Below are 22,544 nucleotides of genomic sequence, written 5' to 3' on the forward strand. Positions count from 1 at the left end.
AAAATTCTGATATATAATCCATGCGGCAATGCTTTCAGGTATTGAAATTGGCCAAGAATTGAGTCGAAATAATTATTGACCATGTTGTGTGTGATACATAATATGGTACATCAATGGCACAAATATATTCTTATATATTGAATCGTGACATTATAATATCTATATAAATCAGCGTTCTGATTTGTATTATGGTAATCATTAAGCAAGGGCTATCTAATATGCCATCAAACAATAATTACCTGTCCGGCAGCACCCCAGATCGGCCCGTAACATTTAATCTGGCGCATGCCATACGTTTAATCGTACGTAGTCAGCTTATGTTCCCATTGTTGTGCTTCTCATGTGCCGCCACGGCCACGCCACAGCTCATCAGTGGTGGTGGTACGGTCATGGCTGGCGCAGGCAACACCAGTAATGCCGGGATCGTGGTCAATGCCTCCACTCTGGATATTGCCGCTGGCTCTGGTCTGGGTAGCGGGTTGCTCGACCTCCAAAATGGGGCGCTACGTACTTCCGGCAGCATGACGATCGATAACAACATTGCGCTAGATCAGGGTGTTCCACCCGCCGCCTTGACTTCTCTTTGCGGGGGGGCCTACTGCTTTGGGGTCGGCGACAGTATGACGTTGAATACGGTCGGTAATACCTACGTGAGTACGCCTTCCCTCCTGCAACAAATGCAATTCCCCAGCAATAACAAGGCGCTCGGCATATGGCTTACCAAAGGCTGGCAGGCCAACTGGATGGCAGGCATGCAAAAGTCTATGCAACAGGGTTCCGTACCCATTCTGTTTGATTATTACCTGGGTGACCTGGGCTCCATGGGTTCAGGTGCCTGGGGTTATGTGCAGCAAAATGCACAAGCGTGGTTGGCAAACACCCAACTGCTCGCCAACTATCTGTCCACGCTGAGTGGTACCGTGTCCGTAGTGATTCAACCTGAGTTCAATGTCCCTGGGGTAGGTAATCAGGCGCAATTCGGGGCATGGCTCGCCCAGGCCGCACAGATTCTTCAACATGCCCAGCATCCTGGCCTGACTATTCTCACCAGTGCTGGCGTCGGAGACTTCGGCGTTTATAGCGGCAGCACCGAAAACGCGTCCCAATGGTCCAACTTTTATCCAGCCCTGAGCGTCGCCGCGCCATACCTGAACTTCATCACTTTTCAGGAAATGCGTGGCGCAGTTACCGGTGGCGCGGTGGTCACTCCCCAGCAGGAGGGTATGAGCACCATAGCCGGTAGGGTTATCGCCTTTTCCCGCTATCTGCAAGCGACCTATGGCAAACCGTTATTGCTCGGGTACATGATGATGAATCCGTACACGCCAGCAGGCGATACCGCAAACTGGTCGGCGATTGCTGCCAAAGCCTATGCCGAAATCTTGCAGGTTTCTCCTGAGTTACAGCAGCAGGGCGTCTTTGGCAGTCTCGCTATGGCACTTTTCAACGACATGAATCACGCAACGATCAATGGCGTCGATTATTTCGGCACTTCTTCGGACTACTTCGGACTGGTGAACAGCAATGGCGCCCCGAACACTGCCGAGATTGGCAATGGACCCTATGTGCTCAACGCGAACGGGCGGGCATGGGTCAACGGTACGGCGAACGCCAGCACCGTACAGGAGATCCGCAATGGTGGAACCATTGATACGGCAGGAAATGCCGATACATTCAATGGTACTTTTTCAGGTAATGGGGGTTTATTCGTGGTCGGGGGCGGTAGTGTGACGCTGACCGGGAACAATACCTATGCCGGAAACACCTATATTGAAGATTCAACCCTATTACAGTTGGGCAATGGTGGTAGCACGGGCCGTATTCTTGGCAACATTCTCAATGACGGCGTTTTGTCATTTCATCGGTCCGGCAATGTCACCTTTCCGGGTCAGATCAGCGGCCTGGGCATCGTATGGCAACAGGGACCTGGCACTTTGTATTTGACCGGCAACAACAGTTATACCGCCGGCACCCTGGTTACGGGTGGCACCTTGGGCGTGGGTGCCGAGAGTGCGCTGGGCAGTGGCAATATCACCTTGGATGGTGGCACTTTTGAAACGACTTCGGCATTACAGGATAGTAAAGCGTTCTTCATCGGTCTCAACGGCGGTACTCTGAATACGGATGGTTATACGGATACCTTCGCCGGCAATTTCATACCAATGAACAGCACCAGCGATGGCGGTGTCACTGTCACCGGGGGCGGCACAGCGTTATTTACCGGGGAGGACAGTTATACAGGGGGTACCACGATCACGCCGGGTACCACGCTCCAGATTGGTAATGGCGACAATAGTCAGAGCGGTATTCTGGGCAATGTTCTGGATAACGGTTCCATTGTTTTTGATGTGCCTGAACAGGTGTTTTTCCCGGGTATGATTAACGGATCAGGCAGCGTCCGTGAAGAAGGTTCTGGCATCTTGGCCCTCACTGGCAACAATGGTTACGCTGGCGGCACTGTTGTCAGTAATGGCGGCACCCTGGCTATTGGCGCTGAATCTGAAATGGGTAGTGGTAACATTACCCTCAATAACGGGACATTCCTGACCACGGCCGCATTACAAGATGGCCGCGCCTTTTTTATCGGACAAAATGGTGGAACGATCAATAATGCCGGTTTCATCAACCGTTTTGCCGGGAATTTCATTCCCGCAAATGGCACTTCAACCGGCGGCCTGACAATCTCCGGAGGCGGTACCACCATCCTTTCCGGAGAGAACACGTATTCCGGAGGCACCACGATTAATGGCTATACGAGCCTTCAGATTGGCAGCGGGGGCATGGGTGGGGATCTTCCGGGCAATGTCGTCGATAATGGTGCGCTGGCGTTCAATAGCGCCGGAAACATTGTGGTTCCAGGTGCCATCAGTGGATACGGTATGCTCTGGCAACAGGGACCGGGTCTGCTTACACTAACTGGCGACAACACCTACCAAAGTGGCACCATGATTGCGGGTGGCACTCTCGATGTCGCTAATGTCGATGCCTTGGGTGGCGGCGGCCTCACGTTGAATGGCGGTACATTCCTCACCGCGCGAGGCTTGAACCTGTCGTTGCCCGTCGTGGTGAGTAGCAATGGGGGTGTTGTAGACACGGACGGTAATATCGACACGGTAAATAGCCGCTTTTCCGGGAGCGGTCCACTGACGATAGTCGGTGGTGGATCGTTGATCCTGGATAACGCCTCCAATACGCTGGGTTACGCAACGGTCGGCGGCGTGTCTGGCTTTTCCACCGCCACGACACCGACCACGCTGGAAGTCGGTGACGCCACGCACCCTGGTGCCACCCTGAATAGTGCTGTAACCGTGACTTCAGGAGGTGTTTTGCGCGGCCATGGTACGGTCGTGGGTAATGTTACCAATGATGGTACAGTATTCCCCGGTGGCAGCATCGGCACCCTGCATATCAACGGTAACTACACACAGAATGCTGATGGTACGCTGGCTATTGAAGTTGCCCCTTTGGCGCATGATGTGCTGGCCGTTTCCGGTACCGCCGATCTTGCCGGAAAATTGCTGATACAAGTGGATCCCGGCGCCAGTTATGTGGCCGGGGATCAATACCAGATACTTACTGCGGGAGGGGGGATTAGGGGGGCATTCTCGACAACTGTTTATGATCCATTTCCGGCCTATGTTACCCCCAATCTGGTGACCAACGAAAACGGGCTCAGCATCCAATTGGTTGCCACTCCTGGGCAAGTGGGCATGAATGACGCCCCGGCGTATCTCGGCGGGCAGATTTACGCAGATATTCCTACCGTATTAATCAACATGACGACGCAGGCGGATGCGCTGGTGTTTGCGCATGATAAAGGTTCCGCAGGTGCGGTGATTGCGCACACCATGCTGGACTCCATGGGGACCGTCATGTCAGGGCAACTGGCCAATTTATCCGTCCCCGGTGCGCAGGATCAGAATACACAGAGTGGCAGGTCACCATTCGGATTCTGGTTACAGGGATTGGGCGACGTCGGTAATGCTACTGGATCTGCCGGAATATCTGCGTTCTCCGATCAAAGCGGTGGCGTCTATGGCGGCGCCGATTTCCGGCACCACGGCTTTACGGCAGGTGTGGCGATGGGGTACGTGCATACTTTGTTGAACCTGCCCGCTACGGGATATGCGGACGGTAGCCAGGCCAATATCGGGAGTGTGAGCACGATGCTGTATGGAAAGTATAGGTACCATCAAGTAGTTATGAATGTGTTGGTGGGGTACAGCAGCGAATCCATCCAGGGACTGCGTAATCTTCCGAATACGGGCGCTACAGCCTTAGGCAGTTATCACGGGCAGATGATACACGCTGTGTTGCAGGGCGGGTATGTTGTTCAGACGCCCTGGTTGACAGTGACCCCCAATGCCGGCGTGGCAAGCTATTCACAGTCACAACCGGGATTCTCGGAGCATGGGGCCACATCGCTCCTCGACTTAAACTATGCCGCCCAGACGGACAATGAAACGGATGCTACAGCGGGCGTCAACTTTAGCCGCGTTTATCATATCGGGAAAATGACCGTAACACCTCATGTTGATCTCGGGGTCCAGCGTATTTTAACCGGTAATACACGTGCTATCACGGAAGCATTAGGCCAGTTGCCCCCGGTGTCGGAGGTGGGTATAGCTCCGGACAGGACGTCGCTGGCCACTGATGTGGGCGTTGATCTGCATATTATCCATAGATTATCTTTGTACGCCGAGTATCTGGGAAACTATGCCGGCAACACCTCAACCACTGGACTCGCGATGGGTGGAGTCTGGCGCTGGTGATTTCATGAATCGGAAAATGGGATGGAGGCCATAAAAATCGCATATTACTGTTGTTATGGTTTTTATATTATATAAATGTGAATTTTTATAAATTATATTACTTATTATGGATAATATATACAATATTATTGGGTCAGATATATGACAAATATTCGGTGAAACGATTGCCAAAGTACGCCGTCGGTATCATTGACGGAGATGTTCCGAAGTACCCCCGATAGGAAAGAGCAGCCCGCAGAACCTCCACGAATGCCTTATCCCCACCGGCTTTGGCCAGGGGAGGTGCTCCTGCACCAGGATGAGATCAGGCAGGGGGTATCGCTTGACACCACCCCGTTGCCACCGCCATCACAGTAGACTCCACAGAGGCGTTGCATCTCAAGGAAGAACCGACTTCCAATTGGTCCACCAGACGAGTGAAAAAATCCGTGGCCCGATCGCCAAGGCTTTGGCGCGTGAGGCACGTTGCAAAATGGCTACCAAATTATATCGTTGTTTTTTTTAAATAAAATATTCATCTTCAAGTGCGTCATATGTTTTTGTAGCTTTTTGCCTACAGAAAATGTGTCCAGAAAAAAGTGTTTTAAGTCTCTGGTATGTTCTAAGGCGCTGTAACTCATAGATAGAACTTGTATGGCATGGGTCTTGCTCAATACGGTTGCTACGATGTCCAGAACGATTTCCTACTGGAGACGCGTTTCACCGATGAGCACGCTTATTCCGCTGCACGGAGCCATCGCTCCGAACGAAGCCCGATACTGAGGTGGCTTTGGCAAACTTGCAGGGAGAACCAGCGGGAACCTTGATTTTATGATCCATGACCGGCCTTGCCGCAGGGGTGTTTCTACCCAGATAAAGAGGTGTTGTCGGCGTGTAGAGTGCTTTGCAGCGTGTAGACCTGCTCTCGTTCGAGCACGATCTGCATCAACTTAAAGACACGAATTGAACGAGGTTACTTATGTCAATCCGAACAACGATAAGCTCCTTAGTAACCATGGTAATTGTGCTCAGTATTCTGGTAGGGCTGTGCGGCGTGTGGTTATTGGCAGCCAGCCCCGTCTCGACCCGGGCGGAAGGCTACATTGGCGCTGTCATGCTCTTGGCGATGATCGTTATTTTGTTCTTGGGGCGTAAGCTCCATTTTCAGGGGCCATGGGTCGCCCCATTGCGTATCATCAGTATTTTTCTCGCCATTTTTTTGACCGCGCGTTATTTGATTTGGCGCGTAGAATTTACTATTGGTGGTTATGGAGTCGTCAGCCTGATTGTGGGCCTCACTCTGTTTGCTGCCGAAATATATTCGGCAGGATTTGCGTTGTTGGGTTACTTCGTCAATGTAAACCCGCGCCGTCGTATCCCAGCACCATTACCTTCTGATGAGTCGCAATTCCCGACCGTCGATATTGTGATTCCGAGTTACAACGAATCCGCAGAGTTGCTAGAGGTGACTTTACTGGGTGCGCTAAACATCCAATATCCGTCAGATAAGTTTCAGGTTCATTTGTTGGATGATGGGGGTACGGATGATCGATGTAATAAACAAAAAATTGCCGAACAATCGCGCGCACGTCGTCGCACACTTCAGCAGCTTTGCTTGAATTTAGGTGTCACCTATCATACCAGGGTACACAATGATCACGCCAAAGCGGGCAACATAAATGCTGCCTTGGATTCTCTGCACGGTGCATTAATGGTGATTCTTGACGCAGATCATGTCCCTACCAGAGATTTTTTAAGAAAGACTGTCGGTTTCTTTCTTCAGGATGAAAAATGCTTTCTCGTACAGACTCCGCATAGTTTTATTAATCCTGATCCCATTGAGAAAAATCTGGGTATCTTCTATGATTCACCACCCGAGACAGAACTGTTTCATAACGTCATTCAAGCGGGTTTGGATGGGTGGAATGCTTCTTTCTTTTGCGGATCTGCGGCAGTTATGCGCCGAAGCATGCTGCTGGAAGTAGGTGGCATTCAAGGCGATACCATTACGGAAGATGCTGAAACTGCGATGATTCTGCACGCCAAGGGATATCATAGCGTATTTTTGAATGAATCCCTGAGCATTGGTTTGCAACCCGAAACAATGATGAGTTTCATTGCACAACGCGTACGGTGGGCACAGGGCGCGTTGCAATTGCTGCATTTTAAAAATCCACTGACCCTCCCTGGGTTGAAGCCGATGCAACGCATTGCTTATTTGGCGAGTTTTTCCTACTGGTTTTTTCCATTTTCACGCATCATAACGATTCTGGCGCCATCCATGTTTCTCCTGTTCGGAATCATGGTTTATAATGCTACCACAGAGCAGTACGCGATATATGGTGTGCCCTACTTTCTGTCCACCATGATTTTTTCCGACTTCATCTTTGGAAAAATTCGTTGGCCGCTGATCTCTGATGTGTACGAGATGGTACAAACACCTCTGGCGGCGCCGGCACTTGCCGCGACCATTCTCAGGCCCGGAAAATTGTCCTTCAAGGTAACCCCAAAAGGTGAACAACTGGACAGGGATTCCATAGCTCCGACAGCGTGGGTGCAGTATCTATTGCTGTTGATTGTTTTACTATCATTGATTGTGGGTGGCTGGCGTTGGCTGAACCATCCTGGGGAGCGTCCGCAGCTTATTTTCACTATGATGTGGGAATTCATTAACTTCATGATTGTAGCTGCAGCCGTCAGTGTGACCCTAGAGCGTAAACAGCGTCGCGAACAATTCCGCATTGTGCCGATGCACCCCATTCCTGCTGTTTTTCACGCTGCGAATGATCGTCGTATAGCAGTACGTATCACCGATCTGTCCACGGGAGGAGCATCTCTCCGAATGCCCAGTCCAGAAGGCGTTCATGAAACATTAAAACCACAAGAAAATATCATTATTTGGTTAGAAAGCGTACGTGAGAAGGGGCGTGTAATTCATATTCCAGCAAAAGTAAAGAGCAATATTTCTGGGCAGCTTGGGGTGCAATTCCAATACCAAAACACCCAGCAAAAAGCCGAGATAGTGGACTTGATCTACGGCGACAGTCGACAACTGGAGGAACGATTGGAGCAACGGCGTAAAAGAATCTCTTTTTTCGCTGCTTATTTGTACATTGCCAAAAAGTCTACTGCAGGTCTCGGTAACAACATGCAGTTCATCCTGAAACAAGGAGTACATGCTGTGATGCGTAGTACCCATCGTCTGTTTGTGGTAAATGCGCGCTCCTTGTGGACAGTGGCGTTTTACAATCGTTCCGATCGCGGATAAAACCATAAAGGACACGTCATGCTAGCGATGAAACGCAAATACGCAACAACTATATGCTCTGCAGGTCTTGCCTGCATGCTGCTTGGTATCGTGCCAGCGAACGCGTTAACGGCGGGCGATCCGGTGATACTGCCTCTTTCAGCACTGGCCCAAGGCAAAAAAATCACGGTGCTGCGTTCCGGTCATGATGCCGCGCAGTTGACCTGGAAGGTGCAGCCCCATTACACGGCCCAAAACGCAACACTCCAGGTTCGTTATCTGACCAGTCCGGATACCACGGCGGGGTCTCAGCTGGTGGTCTCCATGGATCATAAGATTATCGGTGCTGTCTCCCTGAACCCCAAACTGCCACGGGGAAGCTTCACGGTTTTGCTCGGCCATCAGACCTTTACTGCGGGTACCTACCTGCTCCAAATCCAGACTATTCCCGGGCATGCGACGCCATCTGCGAAAGCGGTACCTACGGGGGCCTGGACCCAGATTGACTACAGTGCCTCACAGCTCAGTTACGCTCCGCAGCGTATCCCGTGGAAGCATATGGATTTTTCGCATTTACCCATGATTTTGAGTGAGGCCGCTACAACAAAAGGCGTTTTACCCTTGCATATTCAGTTTTATGGCAATACCAACCCTGCATTACTCACTGCTGCACAAGAGGCGATCGCAGGTTTGGCCCTGCGCTCGGCCAATTTGCTGCGCGTCGATGCGCAAATGGGCGCTGCCGTCACATCTTCTGCGCTGCCCGCTCATCTGGGTGTTTCTGGCGTGATCGGAGAAGCTTCGGAGTTGCCTGCGGCACTGCGACCGCGCACACCCATTACGGGTCCGACGGTCTTCCTGGCGCGCGATCCTGACAACTCTTTGGGGGCCATCCTGGTATTTACCGGCACCGACGACGCCCAGGTGCTCGCCGCTGCTCGCGCCTTTGCAGTGAACCGTAACATGCTACCGCTCGGTCATCGCTGGAGTGTCATCGGTAGTGCGCAGGTGATGGCCATGAATTTTGGTCCCCAGAATGCCGTGTATCCGGGACAGGTGGTGAGTTTGCACGACCTTTACGGCGGCAACTCCACATTAAACACGCCTCACGGCAGCGCGGATATCGACTTCTGGATGCCCGGCGGTCTCTTTGCCTCGCGGCAGAGCAATTTAAAAATGAAATTGACCATGGCTACGGTGCCGCTGACGAACCCCACCACCCAGCCCATCATCACCGTCATGGCCAATCACCACTGGATATCCGAGTGGAAACTTACCCCAGGGGTAGCCAATTACCAAACCACTATCCCTTTCTCGGCATTGGCAGGCGGTGAAAATCACATCACCTTTCAGATTGCGGGAGGTAGGGTATCCATTTTCCCTGATTCCACCTTGCAGTTGCCCACCACGCACCGTTATACGGTGTTGCCTAATCTCGCCCTCTTCCAGCACACGGGATTTCCGCTGGCGGTCCATGGAGCAGGACGTAATCTTTCCGTATGGTATGGCGAAAGAACCCCGGCGAACTGGTCGGCGGGTCTGACCTTGTTCGGACGACTGGTCCAGTCCGCACATTCGCCCCTGCCCGGCGCGCAGGCCACCTTTTCGAGACCTGCCACGGGTAATGTTCTGGCCATCGGGACTCCGGCCTCTATCCCGGCATCTTGGCTTTCTGCCAGCCCCGTGCGCCTGCTGCAGAATGGTATCCAGTGGCAACTGGCGAATCATCATGGCAAAGACAAACCCTGGATGGGCGCAACCCGGTTGCCAGCCACCGCCTATCTGGTGGAAGCACACACGCCCTATAAGGGGCATGTGGCGGTCACTTTTCTTAGTACCAACCCACAAAACCTGAAAGCTGCAGCCTGGAATCTGGTGGCCGCGCGCAACTGGAACAAACTACGGGGGGATTTCGCTTGGCAGAATCGTCAGGGGATTTATCAGTCCACCATGGTGGGTTCGCATTTCATGTATGGCAACCGGCACAGTGGCTGGTTTTGGATCTTTCTGTTCTCGGTCAAACCCTGGCTTTGGGTACTGGCGGGTTTGGCCGCGGTCTTGTTTGCGACTTTGGCTGTATGGATATTTACCCTGCGTAAAAAGGCGCAATGGCGCGCCGAGGAGGCCCTATGAAAAAGAATAACCGCAAAACGTCCACTATCCGCTCCTGGGTCAGCCTCATTGTTGCCGGTGGCTTCCCCCTCTATGCCGCCGGTGCCTATGCTGCACCGGTGGCGGGTCAGACCCGGAGTGCCAGCGATGTGCTGCAGTCTCAGCAAAGCCAGCCCAACAATGTGATCAGCAACATCTACACCAAAAAGAACCACTCGCTCGCGACGATCGACACGGCCGAACAAAAAATATGGGCGGCCATCAACGGTAACCACCTGCGTACGGCGCAGGTGCTGATGCAGCGGACCACGACGCAATTTCCCGGCTGGAAACCGCAACCAAGCATGGGTTTTGTGCTCCTGGAAAAAACGATCTGGGCAGAAATCCGGGTGGGTCAGGCCGGGCCGGCGCGGATGAATATGCAGCGATTGCAGGCTCGTTATGGACAGGGTGCCCTCGCTGACAAGACGCATGTCTCCCTCGTCTCCATGCGTAATGTGCTGGAAGAAAACCGGCTCTGGCAGCTCCTGGGTGAAGGCCATCTGCAGGCCTTGCAGTCCGCTATACAACAAATCCAGAGCGAAGACCCCAGTTATCAGCCACCACAGAAAATGCTGGCGATGATGCATCAAGGGCTGACCGGTCGCGCGGTAGGTAAACTGGAGCGCAAAAAAGCGTGGCCCCAGATTGTCGCCCTACACGCGCAGACACCTGGCGTGTTCACGCTCGCTTATTCAGGCAACCGGCAGGCCTGGGCAGAGGCGCTGGCGGCGACCGGCCATCCCCATCGCGCCACCCTCGTCTATATTTCCCTGCTGCAGCACAGTCAGCATGCGGCACAGGCGCAGAGCATCCTGAATCAGGCCGCCAATCAGTTGCCGCCTCAGGAGATGCAGGTGCTTTATGCGCGGGCGCAGGCTCAGTTCCCGAACCATCAGCAGACCTTGGAGGCACAGCACCTACAATATGTGCTGATGATGGCTTCACGAGCGCACAGTGCACATCAGAACGCCGAAGCAGCCGCCTTGGTGGCCCCGGAGTCCGTGGCCATCGGCCGGTTGCAAAAGGCATCTGATGCGCGTCTGATGGGCGCTATATTGAGTGCCAATCATCAACCGCATGAGGCCTTGCAGTGGTGGGTAAAGGCCGCACAATGGTCGGGAAAAGCCGCCGACTGGCAGACGGTGGGTAATCTCGCCATGGCCGACAATGATGTGCCCGTCGCGCGCGAGGCGATGGCTCATCTGCCGGCAGGCACCCCGGCATCGGAGCATTTCCGCCGTCATAATGACGTCATGGCCGCCCTGCGCGATTATAAAAACCGTGATTATAAGGGCACTCTGCAGCACCTGCAGGCCGCGCAGCGGTTTGGTCCGCTGTCGCCGGGCATGGAGACCATCAAAGCCTGGTCTTTAGTGCATACGAAAGACTATGCGGCCGCCAGTGTCTTGTTCACGACGCTTTACCAGCAGGATCCTTCTTCGGGCAATGCCGTAGGGGTATTGATTGCGGATCAGCAAACCCACAATCTGGCCCACACCTACCAACTGGCGGCCACGACCAAGGGTCCTCTGGCGTCGCATTTACCGATGACCACCATGCGGGATCACCTGGCCGATATCAACACGATTCCTTGGCGTTTTATGCCGCCCGATCAGGTCGTGCCTCCCCTTGCCCGCGCAAGCTACCTGGCCTTGGGCGGCTCCTGGGAGGAGCGGGGTGGCAATAATAGTGGTATGACCCAAATGAACGAATACCTGCCTTCCCTGCAAGCGCAGTGGGGGATCAATTGGCATATGGCGGCTTTTGCCCAGTTGTCATCGCCTGACCTGTATGGTGGCCAGCCGAGCAGCGGGCAGCTTCCGACCTTTAATACCGCCTCTACCGCCACGGGGAATGCTACCGGACACGTCTGGCAGACTCCTCAATTTTTACTCGGTGTCGATAATCGTGAACCGCACCACCACTGGCGTGCCGCACTGGGTTGGACCTCACCTTCGGGTATCGGGGGCGGCACGGTGCAAGGCTTGTTGCGCTACACCTTCATCCCATCGCAAAGCGGCAGTGACTGGAGCGTCCATCTCTTGCGCGACAGCATGCGGCAAACCCTCTTATCCTACAACGGTGTACAAGAGAACATCCATGCCACCGCCAATGGCCAATCTCTGAATATCCCCTACACATGGGGAGCGGCCATTCGTAACCAGGTCGGTGCCAGCGGTTATCTGAGTGGCGGCAAACACAACTGGTCTTATATCGGCACCCTGCATCTCAATGCCATTACCGGCCAGAACATTCAGACCAATTATGGCGCCAGCACCTACTTGGCCGCGATGCACCCCGTTTATACCGGTCCCGGTTGGTGGGTCACCGTGGGTCCATCACTCTATGCGGAAACCTACGCCCGGAATGCCAGTTTTACGTCTCCCGGTTATGGCGGTTACTTCAGCCCGCAAATGATGGCACAACCCTCCCTCGGTGCGAGTGCCAGCCATTGGTGGCATGGCGGGGGCATAAATATGAGCGCCACCATCGGTTATCAATGGCTGCATCAGGGCGGTGGGCCTTACCTTGGCTTTGGCCCGCTGCGCAACCAGATGACCCCACAATTAGGTGCTCAGGGCCTGTCACTGTCTCCTTATGCTGCCTCCAGTGGCAGTAATATCGCGGGATCGGTCAATGTCGTGCTGACACAGCGGCTCAGTACCCACTGGTATCTCGATGCCGGCGCTTCCTATCAGGCTAACCCCGCTTTTCAACAAGCCCAGGCAGGGCTCGATATCCGCTATGTCTTTGGCGAAAACCATGCCCGTACGTTTATCCCGGCTCAGTATGTGGCCGGGATGGGGCGCTATGAATAAAGGCTACGACACTCATAGGGAGAACCGTCATGCGTGAATGGAACCTTCAAGCCGATGATTCCGGGAATGCGTCCGCTTCTTCAACGCGCGGCAGGAATCTGCGTTGTTGGTTGCGGTCGCGGACCCGGTGGCTGGGATTAGGGTCACTGGCCATGCTGTTCGCGGTGGAAGGCTGCGCGATGCTGCCAAGCGCAGGCGATTCAGCACCCAATCCCGCACCTTGGTATCAATTTTGGACCAGCTATCAGGCCAGATTTATCGACTCGCAAGGGCGGGTCATCGACTGGAACGATGGTGGAATCACCACGTCAGAGGGGCAGTCCTACGCCTTGTTTTTTGCACTGGTGGCGAACAATCCCAAACTGTTCCAGAACATTCTGACCTGGACCCAGGATAACCTGGCGCAAGGGAGCCTTGCCGCGCACTTGCCCGCTTGGCGCTGGGGCGAGCGTCCCAACAAAACCTGGGGTGTACTCGATACCAACTCGGCAGCGGACGCGGACTTGTGGATCGCCTACACCTTGATTCAGGCAGGGCGCCTGTGGAACCGCGATAGCTACACGGCGATGGGTACGTTGCTGGCCAAACGCATCGCTCAGCAAGAGGTCGTCACCCTGCCGGACACTGGACCGATGCTTATACCCGGAAATGCGGGATTTCACATCGCCCCGAATACCTACGTTTTCAACCCCAGTTATTTGCCCCTACCTGTCGTTGAAGGATTGGCGCATGCCTTGCCACATGGCCCCTGGCGCGCTATGGCGACGCATCTGCCCCACTTCATCAAAGCGGTCAGCCCTCATGGCTTCGCGCCAGACTGGGTGGCCTATTCCCCGCGACAGGGGTACCACATTGCCCCCCAGGGATCCGATGGCAGCTACAACGCCATTCGCGTATACCTCTGGGCCGGCATGAGCAATCCCGACACCCCAGGTGCCCAACGTATCCTGGACAGCGTTTCGGGCATGGCGAATTACCTGCAATCGCATCTGCTGCCACCGGTGAGTGAAAATTGGCAGACTGGTGTTACCTCCGGGACCGGCCCAACGGGCTTCTCTGCAGCCTTGATTCCCTACCTGATGCAAAAAAATATGAAGCCGGAGGCGCACAACCAGTGGCTCAGACTCAACGCAGATTATGATCGTGCTGATGGCCTCTACGGCAAAACATCCCATTACTATGATCAAAACCTCGCCCTCTTCGCCTTGGGATGGGTGTACCACACCATACGTTTTGATAGGAATGGCGAGCTGAAGCCGTCCTGGTCAAATAGGAAGTAGAAAAAAGACGCTACGTTATATGACATGAAATCCATGGAGATATTTATGGCTACTACCAGACCGCTGACAAACATCCAGGTGAAAAAATGTCGTGTTCACGAAGGTGTGGAATATTCAACGGAAAAAATAAAACCTATGGAAATAAAAGCATCATGGGAAGAACCGATAGTAGAATACGGCATGAAAACAATTCCCAGCTCATTCACTAGGAATAAGCGATCTACAGATGGGGAGGATTATCATCAATTCTACGATCTCATAGGAGATGCGTTTTTAACGGGTGCCCATCTGGATGCAAACGCTGAGCAGCTGTTTAATGACTTTTGTAGAAGGTTGTTGAGTTCTATCGGCCCTATGAAATGGTCCAGCTTGGTCGGGTTATCGGATGTCAATGAATCATCGCGTATGGTTCATCGCACTATTAATTATAGTGGTGATGCCAAGATGAAGCAACAGACTATCTCTGTGGTTGGCGATAAATTGCCAGAAAAAGCCAGGATATATGATCTGTCTAAACTGGAAACACCCGCCATTTTGCGCATGCTTCGAGGTCATCTCTGCGAGACGGCGGTGCTACCCGTTCGTCTGGACCATCAGCGTGCACTGTGGGTACTTGGAAGTGACCAGCCTGGATACCTGAATCGCATTGGTCTGAAGCATCTGCTCATGGCACCAAGCATGCTGGAATTAATGATCACAGCTAAAGAGCAGGCGCAGCGTGACTTACTGACGGGATTACCTAATCGTGCCTATCTAACACCACGACTGGCCGAAGCCAGAGCCCGCAGTGTTCGCCAAAAAACCCTATTCGCTCTGGGGGTGCTTGATCTGGACGGTTTCAAAGCGGTGAATGATACGCTCGGCCATAAAACCGGAGATTGGATATTACAGGAGGTGTCGACGCGATGGAGAAGGGTGCTGCGGCCCTCTGACGCCCTAATTCGTCTTGGGGGTGATGAATTTGTCATTATTGTTGAGAATATCGAAAACCATGATGTTCTGGAGCGAATATTAGATCGCCTCAAAGAGGTGACCGATAAACCCTGTATTTATGATAATCACAAAATAAAAATTGGTGTGAGCTTGGGTTTGACCATATTTCCTTTCGATGATGCCTCTGATGAAGCTTTAATCCACCACGCGGATCAGGCGCTTTATGTGGCAAAGGCCACCAAAACAACGCGGAGACAATTTTTCACCCTATATAGTGAAACATATGGGAGGTCAGCTTCATAAAACTTAGCGTTGCTTCCTGAAGCGCTGGGTCAATTCAGTAATGCGGGATCTGGGGCGCTGGCCGACCCGCTGCAGGAATCGACCATTGGTGAAGCAGGGCCCGGAATCCACATCTGCCCAAGAAACTCATATCAGCGGCAAGTATGTCACCATCCGCTCGGCTGGTTTTTTGGCCACCCTGGCGCCATGTATTCCAAAGCAAAATGGTAGCTGTTTTTTATAAGTTACAAGCATTGATTAAGTGTTTGTCAATATTGTAAATCATTAACGTACTTGGCCCATATGCGCCAGGCCGTGCGTGATTGAGGCTGGAATGGAACAGCCGGTTGGCTTCTCAAAAAGGCAAAATGAGCGATCTATCAATAAATATGATTGATTGTTTCAATATGGTCTCCGGCATCCATCGACATCTGAATGTAACTATCTGTTTTATAATTTAAATACCCCGTGGTATTGAGTCTATACCGTCTGCGGACATCATAAATGCTGATAAAGCGTCAAGAGCGTAATTGTGGCACCGATATTGCTCATGTGAATTCGAGCTTATGGCTCAGGCTGATTTAGCTTATAATCAATACCTAATGAAAAATATCGCCTAAGATTGAAGGAGGAACCCATGAGAAAGCTACGTGCGGCGGTTTGCTGCACCCTCGGTATCGCGGTAATGACGGTGGCACAATCGGCATCCGCAGCGAACTGGTTTGAGCTGCAAGGCATTTCGCCGGCACTGACGCCATTGGTGTCGGTATCGGGATATTTCCAACCTACTTACACCTATATGCCAGGCACCGCGGTCAGCGACAATTTAGGATCGCAGGTCCCCCACCTGAATCAAATTGCTCCGAACTTCACATCCAGCAATTCTTTCAATATAAATCGCGCAAGATTGATGATTCGTGGCAATATTAATCGGGATATCTCATATTTCCTGGCAGGCGAGTTTGGGAATAACGGCTTTACTCACATCGGCGGAAATTATACCCCAGCCATCATGGATGGGCACGCCACTTTCAGCCATTATATCCCTGGGGTGCGGATAGAAGCGGGTATTATTCGGGCCCCCGGACCGGAGCAGGCCATGCAGGGATACATGGCCTACAACTTCACATCGTTTGCCAACGTGACAACCCAGATGATGCTCCAGCCCTTTTATAATCCGAACGCGCGCGCCAATCCAAACCCTCAGGGAGGGGTTGCGGTACCCGGTCAAGACGGGGAAGGAGTCAATGCATTCCGCTACACGGGACTCGAAGCCATGGACTGGTTTCGGAACGGGCCCTGGGAGTTTACCTATGGGGCCATGGTCGGAAATTTTGGTCCGCTGACCGCCACCAACTACTCGAATAGCCCCCTGGTCGCTGCACGGCTGCAAGAATCTTATATTTTTGGGGGGCACGGGCCATTTCAGAGTAGTTTGACGGGCTTCATCTGGTATCAGCATGCAACGCCTAACTTCAATGGTCACGCTTATTCGATGACTCGGGATGGTATTGGTATAGCCTATATGCAGGGTTATATGCACCAGTGGGGCCGCTGGGCAAAAGTCGAATATATGCGCGGTTCAGGTATGATTTCCACGGGTTCTGCTTTTTCGTCGCCTGTTCAAGTAGTACCAGCTGCATCGGCTCCACAACAAACGGCACTGGGTGAGGCACAAGTCTATCCGGGTAGTCAAAATACCGCCCGCGGTTATTATATCAGTGGTGGCTTGTTTATGACGCGGCGCATGGAGGTGGATTTGCGCTATGACTATTATAATCGCTTGCCCAATATTGCCGCTCAGAATCGTACCTTCAGCACTTGGGCAGTTGGTTTGCAATACCACTTCACTCCATTGACCAGGGTAATACTCGATTATTATGTGCGTGGTGTCGGTATTCCCCATCCTGGGGCCGTCACACCATTGGCTAAAAGTATTGCTAACAGCGCGGATAATGCGCTCGCCCTGCAGGCGGTGATTGCCTTTTGATCTTACCCCCTTATAGGGGCGACCACATAAACTTACGGAGGTAACTGATGAAGCGAAGCATACGCGTAGCGATAATGGGTGCTGTAACGGCGTTATCCCTCCTGGGAGGGATAGGCGTAGCCGATGCCGGCATTACGATGCTCAAAGACTCTAACTTTGCGAATCCTACTTTCACGCATACACACCCCTTTGCTAAACAACACATAGTGTTGCAGATCAGTCAGGACAACCCTGCACGCTGGGGATTGGCGCTCAGTAACGCACAGAACCTCATGAATTATTTTGGCCAGGAGGAAGTGCAAATTGTAATGGTCGCTTTTGGACCCGGGTTGAAAATGTATCTGGCGAACAGTCCAGTGGCTGAAAAGATCGCCTCGCTGGATGCAGAGGGTGTCGAATTTGATGCCTGTGGTAACACCTATAAGGCAATGACCAAGGAAATGGGACATCCCCCTAAATTGGTAAGTCAGGCCGTCATAGTTCCCGGCGGTATTGTTCGTATCATGCAACTCGAACAACATGGCTTTGATTATGTAAAGCCATAAATAGCAACATTGGTCTCTCCCCTCGTGGTTGTTATGAGCGGTTGCAGATGTATACACAACCGTTCCTTTTTAAGGAGTGAAGTAGGATGAAGAATAAATTAGTGTCGGTGAAGTGGATGATTTTGAAAGCTAGTCTGGCCGTTTTCGGTCTGTCTTCCTTTGGGGTCGGCATCGCCGTCGCCGGACCCATGTACGTGGAAAGTGTCGCTGCACCGATCTCCAAGGTTATGCCAGAATTGCAAAAAGAGTTAGGTAAACACCATTTTAAGGTCGTGTTGCATTTGGATATTTTGAAGATGATTAAGGCAAAACAGCACATACTACATATTCCAAACCTGAATAAGCCAGGATTCAGTGATGTGCAGTCTGTTGTTTTCTGTAACCCGTTTTTCTTTAACCAGCTATTAAATGCTCATTGGGAATCGTCTGCGGCATGCCCACTTACGTTAACCGTGTATGGTCGGGGTGGGAAAAGTTATATCGTTTACCCCAAACGTGTTGCTTTAACCGGGAATACTCCTGCCCTCAATGTTGCTAAGAAGATCGATAAAGCGGTAATCGGTGCGTTGACCAGTGTGCCCGGAGCACAGCCTGTACGATAGTATCGGTGCATTGTCAAAAGCACGGAAACCAGCCACCTAAAATACCATGCGTGGTTTTGGGCTCTGTAAAGGCCGATATCCTCTTTCTTAGGGGATTGTAGGCGTCCATACGAATTCCGTCGGCTCCAATGCCGACGGCGTTTTTCGTGGTTGAGACAACAGCATCGTTTATACTGCGGAAACGGGGTGCTGCCTTTCCGGCTTCTCACCAGAGATTTTGGGTTGGACTCGCCGTTCGGTTTTGTTGGTACCCTGCCGGGGGTTGTGCAGGCCGGGTTCCAGTAGCGAAATAACGCCAAGGAGTCTGAAATGAAGAGAACAACGATCGGTCGCATGATCCTCTTGGCAGCATGTATGTCTATGGATCTCTGGGATGGTATGGCGACTCATGCGGCGGAAATGGGTTGGCACGCTAAGGCGGAGGTACCACATTACGAGGAACAAGTCTTCCCGCCTTGGCAGCATGGCGCCAACAATCCAACGGTGAAGAAAGGATTGAACTTCACGGTCCCCGAGGTGGATGATCTGGCTGATTTCCACGGGAGCATTGATCATCCGCAGCTTGTGATCTTTGTCGGCGGTAATTACTTTTTTGCCATGGCCCCCTTGGTGGCCGCCTTCGAGAAGAAATATCCGGAGATCAAAGGTAAAATTTATTATGAAACCTTACCGCCCGGCATTTTGATTCGGCAGATGCAGCAGGGTAATACCATCACCGTGGGCAATATGACGTGGACCATCCAGCCGGATGTTTTTGCTGCCGGCCTCAAAAAAGTAAATTATTTGATTCGCCAGGGGCTCGTGCTGGGTCCGGCCGTGCCCTATGTGACCAACGACCTGACGATCATGATCGCAAAAGGAAACCCCGCGCGTATCGAAACGCTACGGGATCTGGGCAAGCCAGGGATTCGACTGTCTATGCCCAATCCTCAGTGGGAAGGGGTCGCGCGACAAATCCAGATTTCGCTGCGCAAGACCGGTGGTTCGGCTCTGGAACACATGGTCTATGATACCAAGGTGAAAAATGGGGAGACCATTCTGACCCACATCCATCACCGGCAAACGCCCCTCTTTTTGATGCAGGGCTTGGCTGATGCCGGCGTGACCTGGAAATCAGAGGCGATCTTCCAGGAGCAGTCGGGGCATCCGATCAGCAATATACCTATTCCCGCCAAGGACAACACCACGGCTATTTATGCATCCGCGGTGACCAGGGGGGCGCCGCACCCGAAGTGGGCAAAGGATTGGGTTGATTTTCTCCGATCCCCTGTCGCACTGCGTATCTTTGAGCACTACGGTTTTAAAGCATACCATGATGCAAAATAAGGAGGTTTTCATGACCACGACCACTTTGCCCACCGGCAACGCCCCCACCACAGGGGCTGATCATGGCTGGCGTATCGCCGCCATTGGACTGTTGGCGGTGCGTTTTGTACAGGGCTGGATTTACTGGGGTGGCGCCACACGGCGCTTTATTTATGGGCCGCAAAAACTCAACCCCCATGATCACTGGATGGCCTATAAATTTCAGACGGCCATGCCTGGAGCCCTTCTGGGTACGGATCATATCGTTGCCTTTCTGCTTCATCACTTCTATCTCTTATATGCAGGCCTCTTGATTTTCAGCGCGATAGAACTCGTTGGTGGTTTCATGCTGTTGGTTGGCCTTTATACGCGTCTCGCAGCGCTGGCGACTATTGGGCTTTCCACGGTGTTGATGCTGCTTTTTGGTTGGCAGGGGGCCACCTGTATCGATGAATGGACTATGGCTTCCTCCAATTTTGCGATGGGGGTCACTCTGTTATTGGTCGGTAGCGGCGCTTTTTCTGTAGACAACTGGATGCTGTCACGCCGCCCTGAATTAGCGCAGAAAACTTGGTTTCGATGGATCGGCGGGAGTCTTCCATTACCACTTTCCGATGGTGCTTACAAAAAGTTCGCGCTGATTCTGTTGGGGGTTGCGGTCGTTTTCATCCTGTCAACCTATAACTATTATCGTGGGTCTATAGTGACGCCATTTCATGGCGGTCCGATAAGTCCTGGCAAACATCATATCGCTCTAGACCACGGAGTTCTCAACGCCGATGGTTCTGTATATTTCCATGCTTATGTTGATGCAGGTACCCCCGCAACGCCTTCGCATGTCATGCGTGCGGTGCTGATGAACAGCGAGACCGGGCAGGTGATCGAAACCTGGGGAACTTCGGTACTAGCGGCGATGCCGGAGAGCGATTTTCAGAATGATTTTGCCTACCAGCAATTCAAAGCAGGAAAGTTTGGGTTTTTTGGAGGAGTGGGCGCCATGGCTACGATTCATCTTCCATCCATGACAGCGGGCGGCCTGTTGCCTCCCGGACAATACGTGCTCTCTTTAACCTCTGTAAATGAACACGTATGGAAGCTCCCAATGGATTTGGAGAAATAAATTGCGCATGTGCACGATAGGCGATGAATACCTGAGTTGGTCCCTTTGACACAAATAAAGCACTCAACCGATTGGTTGGGTGCTTTTTTAATGTGGTGCCGGCGAGAGGAGTCGAACCTCCGACCTACCGATTACGAATCGGTTGCTCTACCAACTGAGCTACGCCGGCGTGGGCGCGATTGTACCTGCCACTGGGCACGGCGACAAGAATCAACTGCGCTTGGTGATCAGGTGGTCTCTTCTGCTTCCTCGGGTAACTCTTCCCGACGGTGGATGAAGAAGCCCTTGAGGTAGTTGCTTTCTGGCACCGCCGGGTGAACGGGGTGATCCATATCCTGGCTGCCTTCGCCAATGATCTGATAGTCGCCACGCTGGGCGGCAAAAGCGATCTGGCCGAGCAGCGTTTCCCGGTTCAGGTGATGGGAGCAGGATGCCGAGAACAGGACGCCACCGGGGCTCAGCAGGCGCATGGCCATATCGTTGAAACGGCGATAGGCGATACTACCCTCCTTGAAATCCTTCTTCGATTTGATTAGGGCCGGGGGGTCAAGGACGATGAGATCGAACTGCTCACCGCGGTCGCGCAGATTGTGCAGCGTTTCCATGGCATCGCCGTGGATGCTGCGCAGATTCTCCACCTCGTTGCGTTGGGCGTTTTCTTCCAAAATCACCAAGGCTGGTGCTGAACTGTCCACGGCGGTGACGGCGGTGGCCCCGGCCTTGGCTAAAGGGATGGCAAAGCCGCCAACAGAGGCGAAACAGTCCAGTATCCGGCGTCCCTGGGCGAAATCCCGCAAGCGGCGCCGATTGGCACGATGGTCATAAAACCAGCCGGTTTTCTGTCCTCCGCGCGGGTCAACCTGAAACAGGCAGTCGTTTTCCCAGACCTCCAGTCGTTCCGGGATATACCCAAAGAGGACCTCGACGCGGTCTGCCAATCCTTCCAGCCGCCGTGCTGCGCCGCTGGCCTTCAGTAAAATGCCCGCGGGGCGCAGTAGGCTCTGTAAAGCCGCCGTGATCATGGGTAGATCGCGATCCATGCCGAGGCTATTCGCTTGCAGCACCAGATAATCTTCATAACGGTCGATAATCAGACCGGGAAAACCATCGCCTTCGCCATGCACCAGGCGGTAAAAGGGTGCACTGAACAGATGCTCGCGCATCAGCAACGCCTGCTGCAATCGGGTGCGATAAAAACCTTCATCAATGCTGACATGGGGATCGCGGCTCAATAAGCGAGCGCAGAGCAGGGTATGGGGGTTGACATGGGCGAGGCCGAGGGCCTTACCCTGTGCGTCTTCCATCCGGCAAACGCTGCCCGGGGTGATGGCGGTGAGGGGGGTTTTCTGGACGTCGATTTCGTTGCTGTAAATCCAGAGATGACCGGCGCGCAGGCGGCGATCTTCCTTGGGACGCAAGCGAAGAATGGGGTATGGGCTGGCAGACATAAGTTGACCTGATGGTAAAGGCGGGAGTGCCCCGGAAGCATGGGGTATGGACATCCCGTCGCATTTTA

The 22,544-nt window shown here is 52.9% G+C and carries 12 protein-coding genes and 1 tRNA gene; 11 read left to right on the forward strand and 2 right to left on the reverse strand.

The window, feature by feature from the left end; all coding sequences use genetic code 11:
* Nucleotides 1-317 precede the first annotated feature (317 nt).
* The 11 genes from PJU76_RS05355 to PJU76_RS05405 all read left to right on the forward strand — a co-directional run bounded on the left by PJU76_RS05355 (nucleotide 318) and on the right by PJU76_RS05405 (nucleotide 21,028).
* Nucleotides 318-4,772, forward strand: a complete 4,455-nt coding sequence (locus PJU76_RS05355; RefSeq protein ID WP_271780788.1) for an autotransporter outer membrane beta-barrel domain-containing protein — start codon at nucleotides 318-320, stop codon at nucleotides 4,770-4,772.
* Nucleotides 4,773-5,730: 958 nt separating this feature from the next.
* Nucleotides 5,731-8,019, forward strand: coding sequence for a UDP-forming cellulose synthase catalytic subunit (gene bcsA, locus PJU76_RS05360; protein WP_271780789.1), 2,289 nt, complete (start codon nucleotides 5,731-5,733; stop codon nucleotides 8,017-8,019).
* Nucleotides 8,020-8,094: 75 nt separating this feature from the next.
* Complete coding sequence (locus PJU76_RS05365) at nucleotides 8,095-10,131, forward strand: cellulose biosynthesis cyclic di-GMP-binding regulatory protein BcsB (protein ID WP_271780790.1); 2,037 nt, start codon at nucleotides 8,095-8,097, stop codon at nucleotides 10,129-10,131.
* Nucleotides 10,128-12,971, forward strand: coding sequence for a cellulose synthase subunit BcsC-related outer membrane protein (locus PJU76_RS05370; protein ID WP_271780791.1), 2,844 nt, complete (start codon nucleotides 10,128-10,130; stop codon nucleotides 12,969-12,971). Before PJU76_RS05365 ends, PJU76_RS05370 begins: the two co-directional genes overlap by 4 nt.
* A 29-nt stretch (nucleotides 12,972-13,000) precedes the next feature.
* Entirely contained in the window at nucleotides 13,001-14,251 is a 1,251-nt protein-coding gene (gene bcsZ, locus PJU76_RS05375) for a cellulose synthase complex periplasmic endoglucanase BcsZ (protein WP_271780792.1), read from the forward strand.
* 45 nt (nucleotides 14,252-14,296) lie between these two features.
* The gene (locus PJU76_RS05380; protein WP_271780793.1) at nucleotides 14,297-15,487 is read left to right on the forward strand and encodes a GGDEF domain-containing protein; all 1,191 of its coding nucleotides are present in this window, start codon (nucleotides 14,297-14,299) and stop codon (nucleotides 15,485-15,487) included.
* Nucleotides 15,488-16,103: 616 nt separating this feature from the next.
* Nucleotides 16,104-17,456, forward strand: a complete 1,353-nt coding sequence (locus tag PJU76_RS05385) for a porin (protein ID WP_271780794.1) — start codon at nucleotides 16,104-16,106, stop codon at nucleotides 17,454-17,456.
* 47 nt (nucleotides 17,457-17,503) lie between these two features.
* Entirely contained in the window at nucleotides 17,504-18,001 is a 498-nt protein-coding gene (locus PJU76_RS05390; protein WP_215850143.1) for a DsrE family protein, read from the forward strand.
* Between the two features lie 86 nt (nucleotides 18,002-18,087).
* On the forward strand, nucleotides 18,088-18,603 hold the full coding sequence (locus PJU76_RS05395) for a DUF302 domain-containing protein (protein ID WP_271780795.1): 516 nt from the start codon (nucleotides 18,088-18,090) through the stop codon (nucleotides 18,601-18,603).
* 309 nt (nucleotides 18,604-18,912) lie between these two features.
* The gene (locus PJU76_RS05400; protein ID WP_271780796.1) at nucleotides 18,913-19,929 is read left to right on the forward strand and encodes a substrate-binding domain-containing protein; all 1,017 of its coding nucleotides are present in this window, start codon (nucleotides 18,913-18,915) and stop codon (nucleotides 19,927-19,929) included.
* A 10-nt stretch (nucleotides 19,930-19,939) separates the two neighbouring features.
* The gene (locus tag PJU76_RS05405; protein ID WP_271780797.1) at nucleotides 19,940-21,028 is read left to right on the forward strand and encodes a TQO small subunit DoxD; all 1,089 of its coding nucleotides are present in this window, start codon (nucleotides 19,940-19,942) and stop codon (nucleotides 21,026-21,028) included.
* A gap of 93 nt (nucleotides 21,029-21,121) precedes the next feature.
* Here PJU76_RS05405 and PJU76_RS05410 read toward each other — a convergent pair.
* Together PJU76_RS05410 and PJU76_RS05415 are read right to left on the reverse strand one after the other, a co-directional pair.
* A tRNA-Thr gene (locus PJU76_RS05410) sits at nucleotides 21,122-21,197 on the reverse strand.
* Between the two features lie 58 nt (nucleotides 21,198-21,255).
* Nucleotides 21,256-22,476 carry a class I SAM-dependent rRNA methyltransferase gene (locus PJU76_RS05415; protein WP_271780798.1) on the reverse strand — a complete coding sequence of 407 codons (1,221 nt, stop codon included), beginning with the start codon at nucleotides 22,474-22,476 and terminating at the stop codon, nucleotides 21,256-21,258.
* Nucleotides 22,477-22,544 lie beyond the last annotated feature (68 nt).

The organism is Acidithiobacillus ferriphilus (genome assembly GCF_028215975.1).
GTDB lineage: Bacteria > Pseudomonadota > Gammaproteobacteria > Acidithiobacillales > Acidithiobacillaceae > Acidithiobacillus > Acidithiobacillus ferriphilus.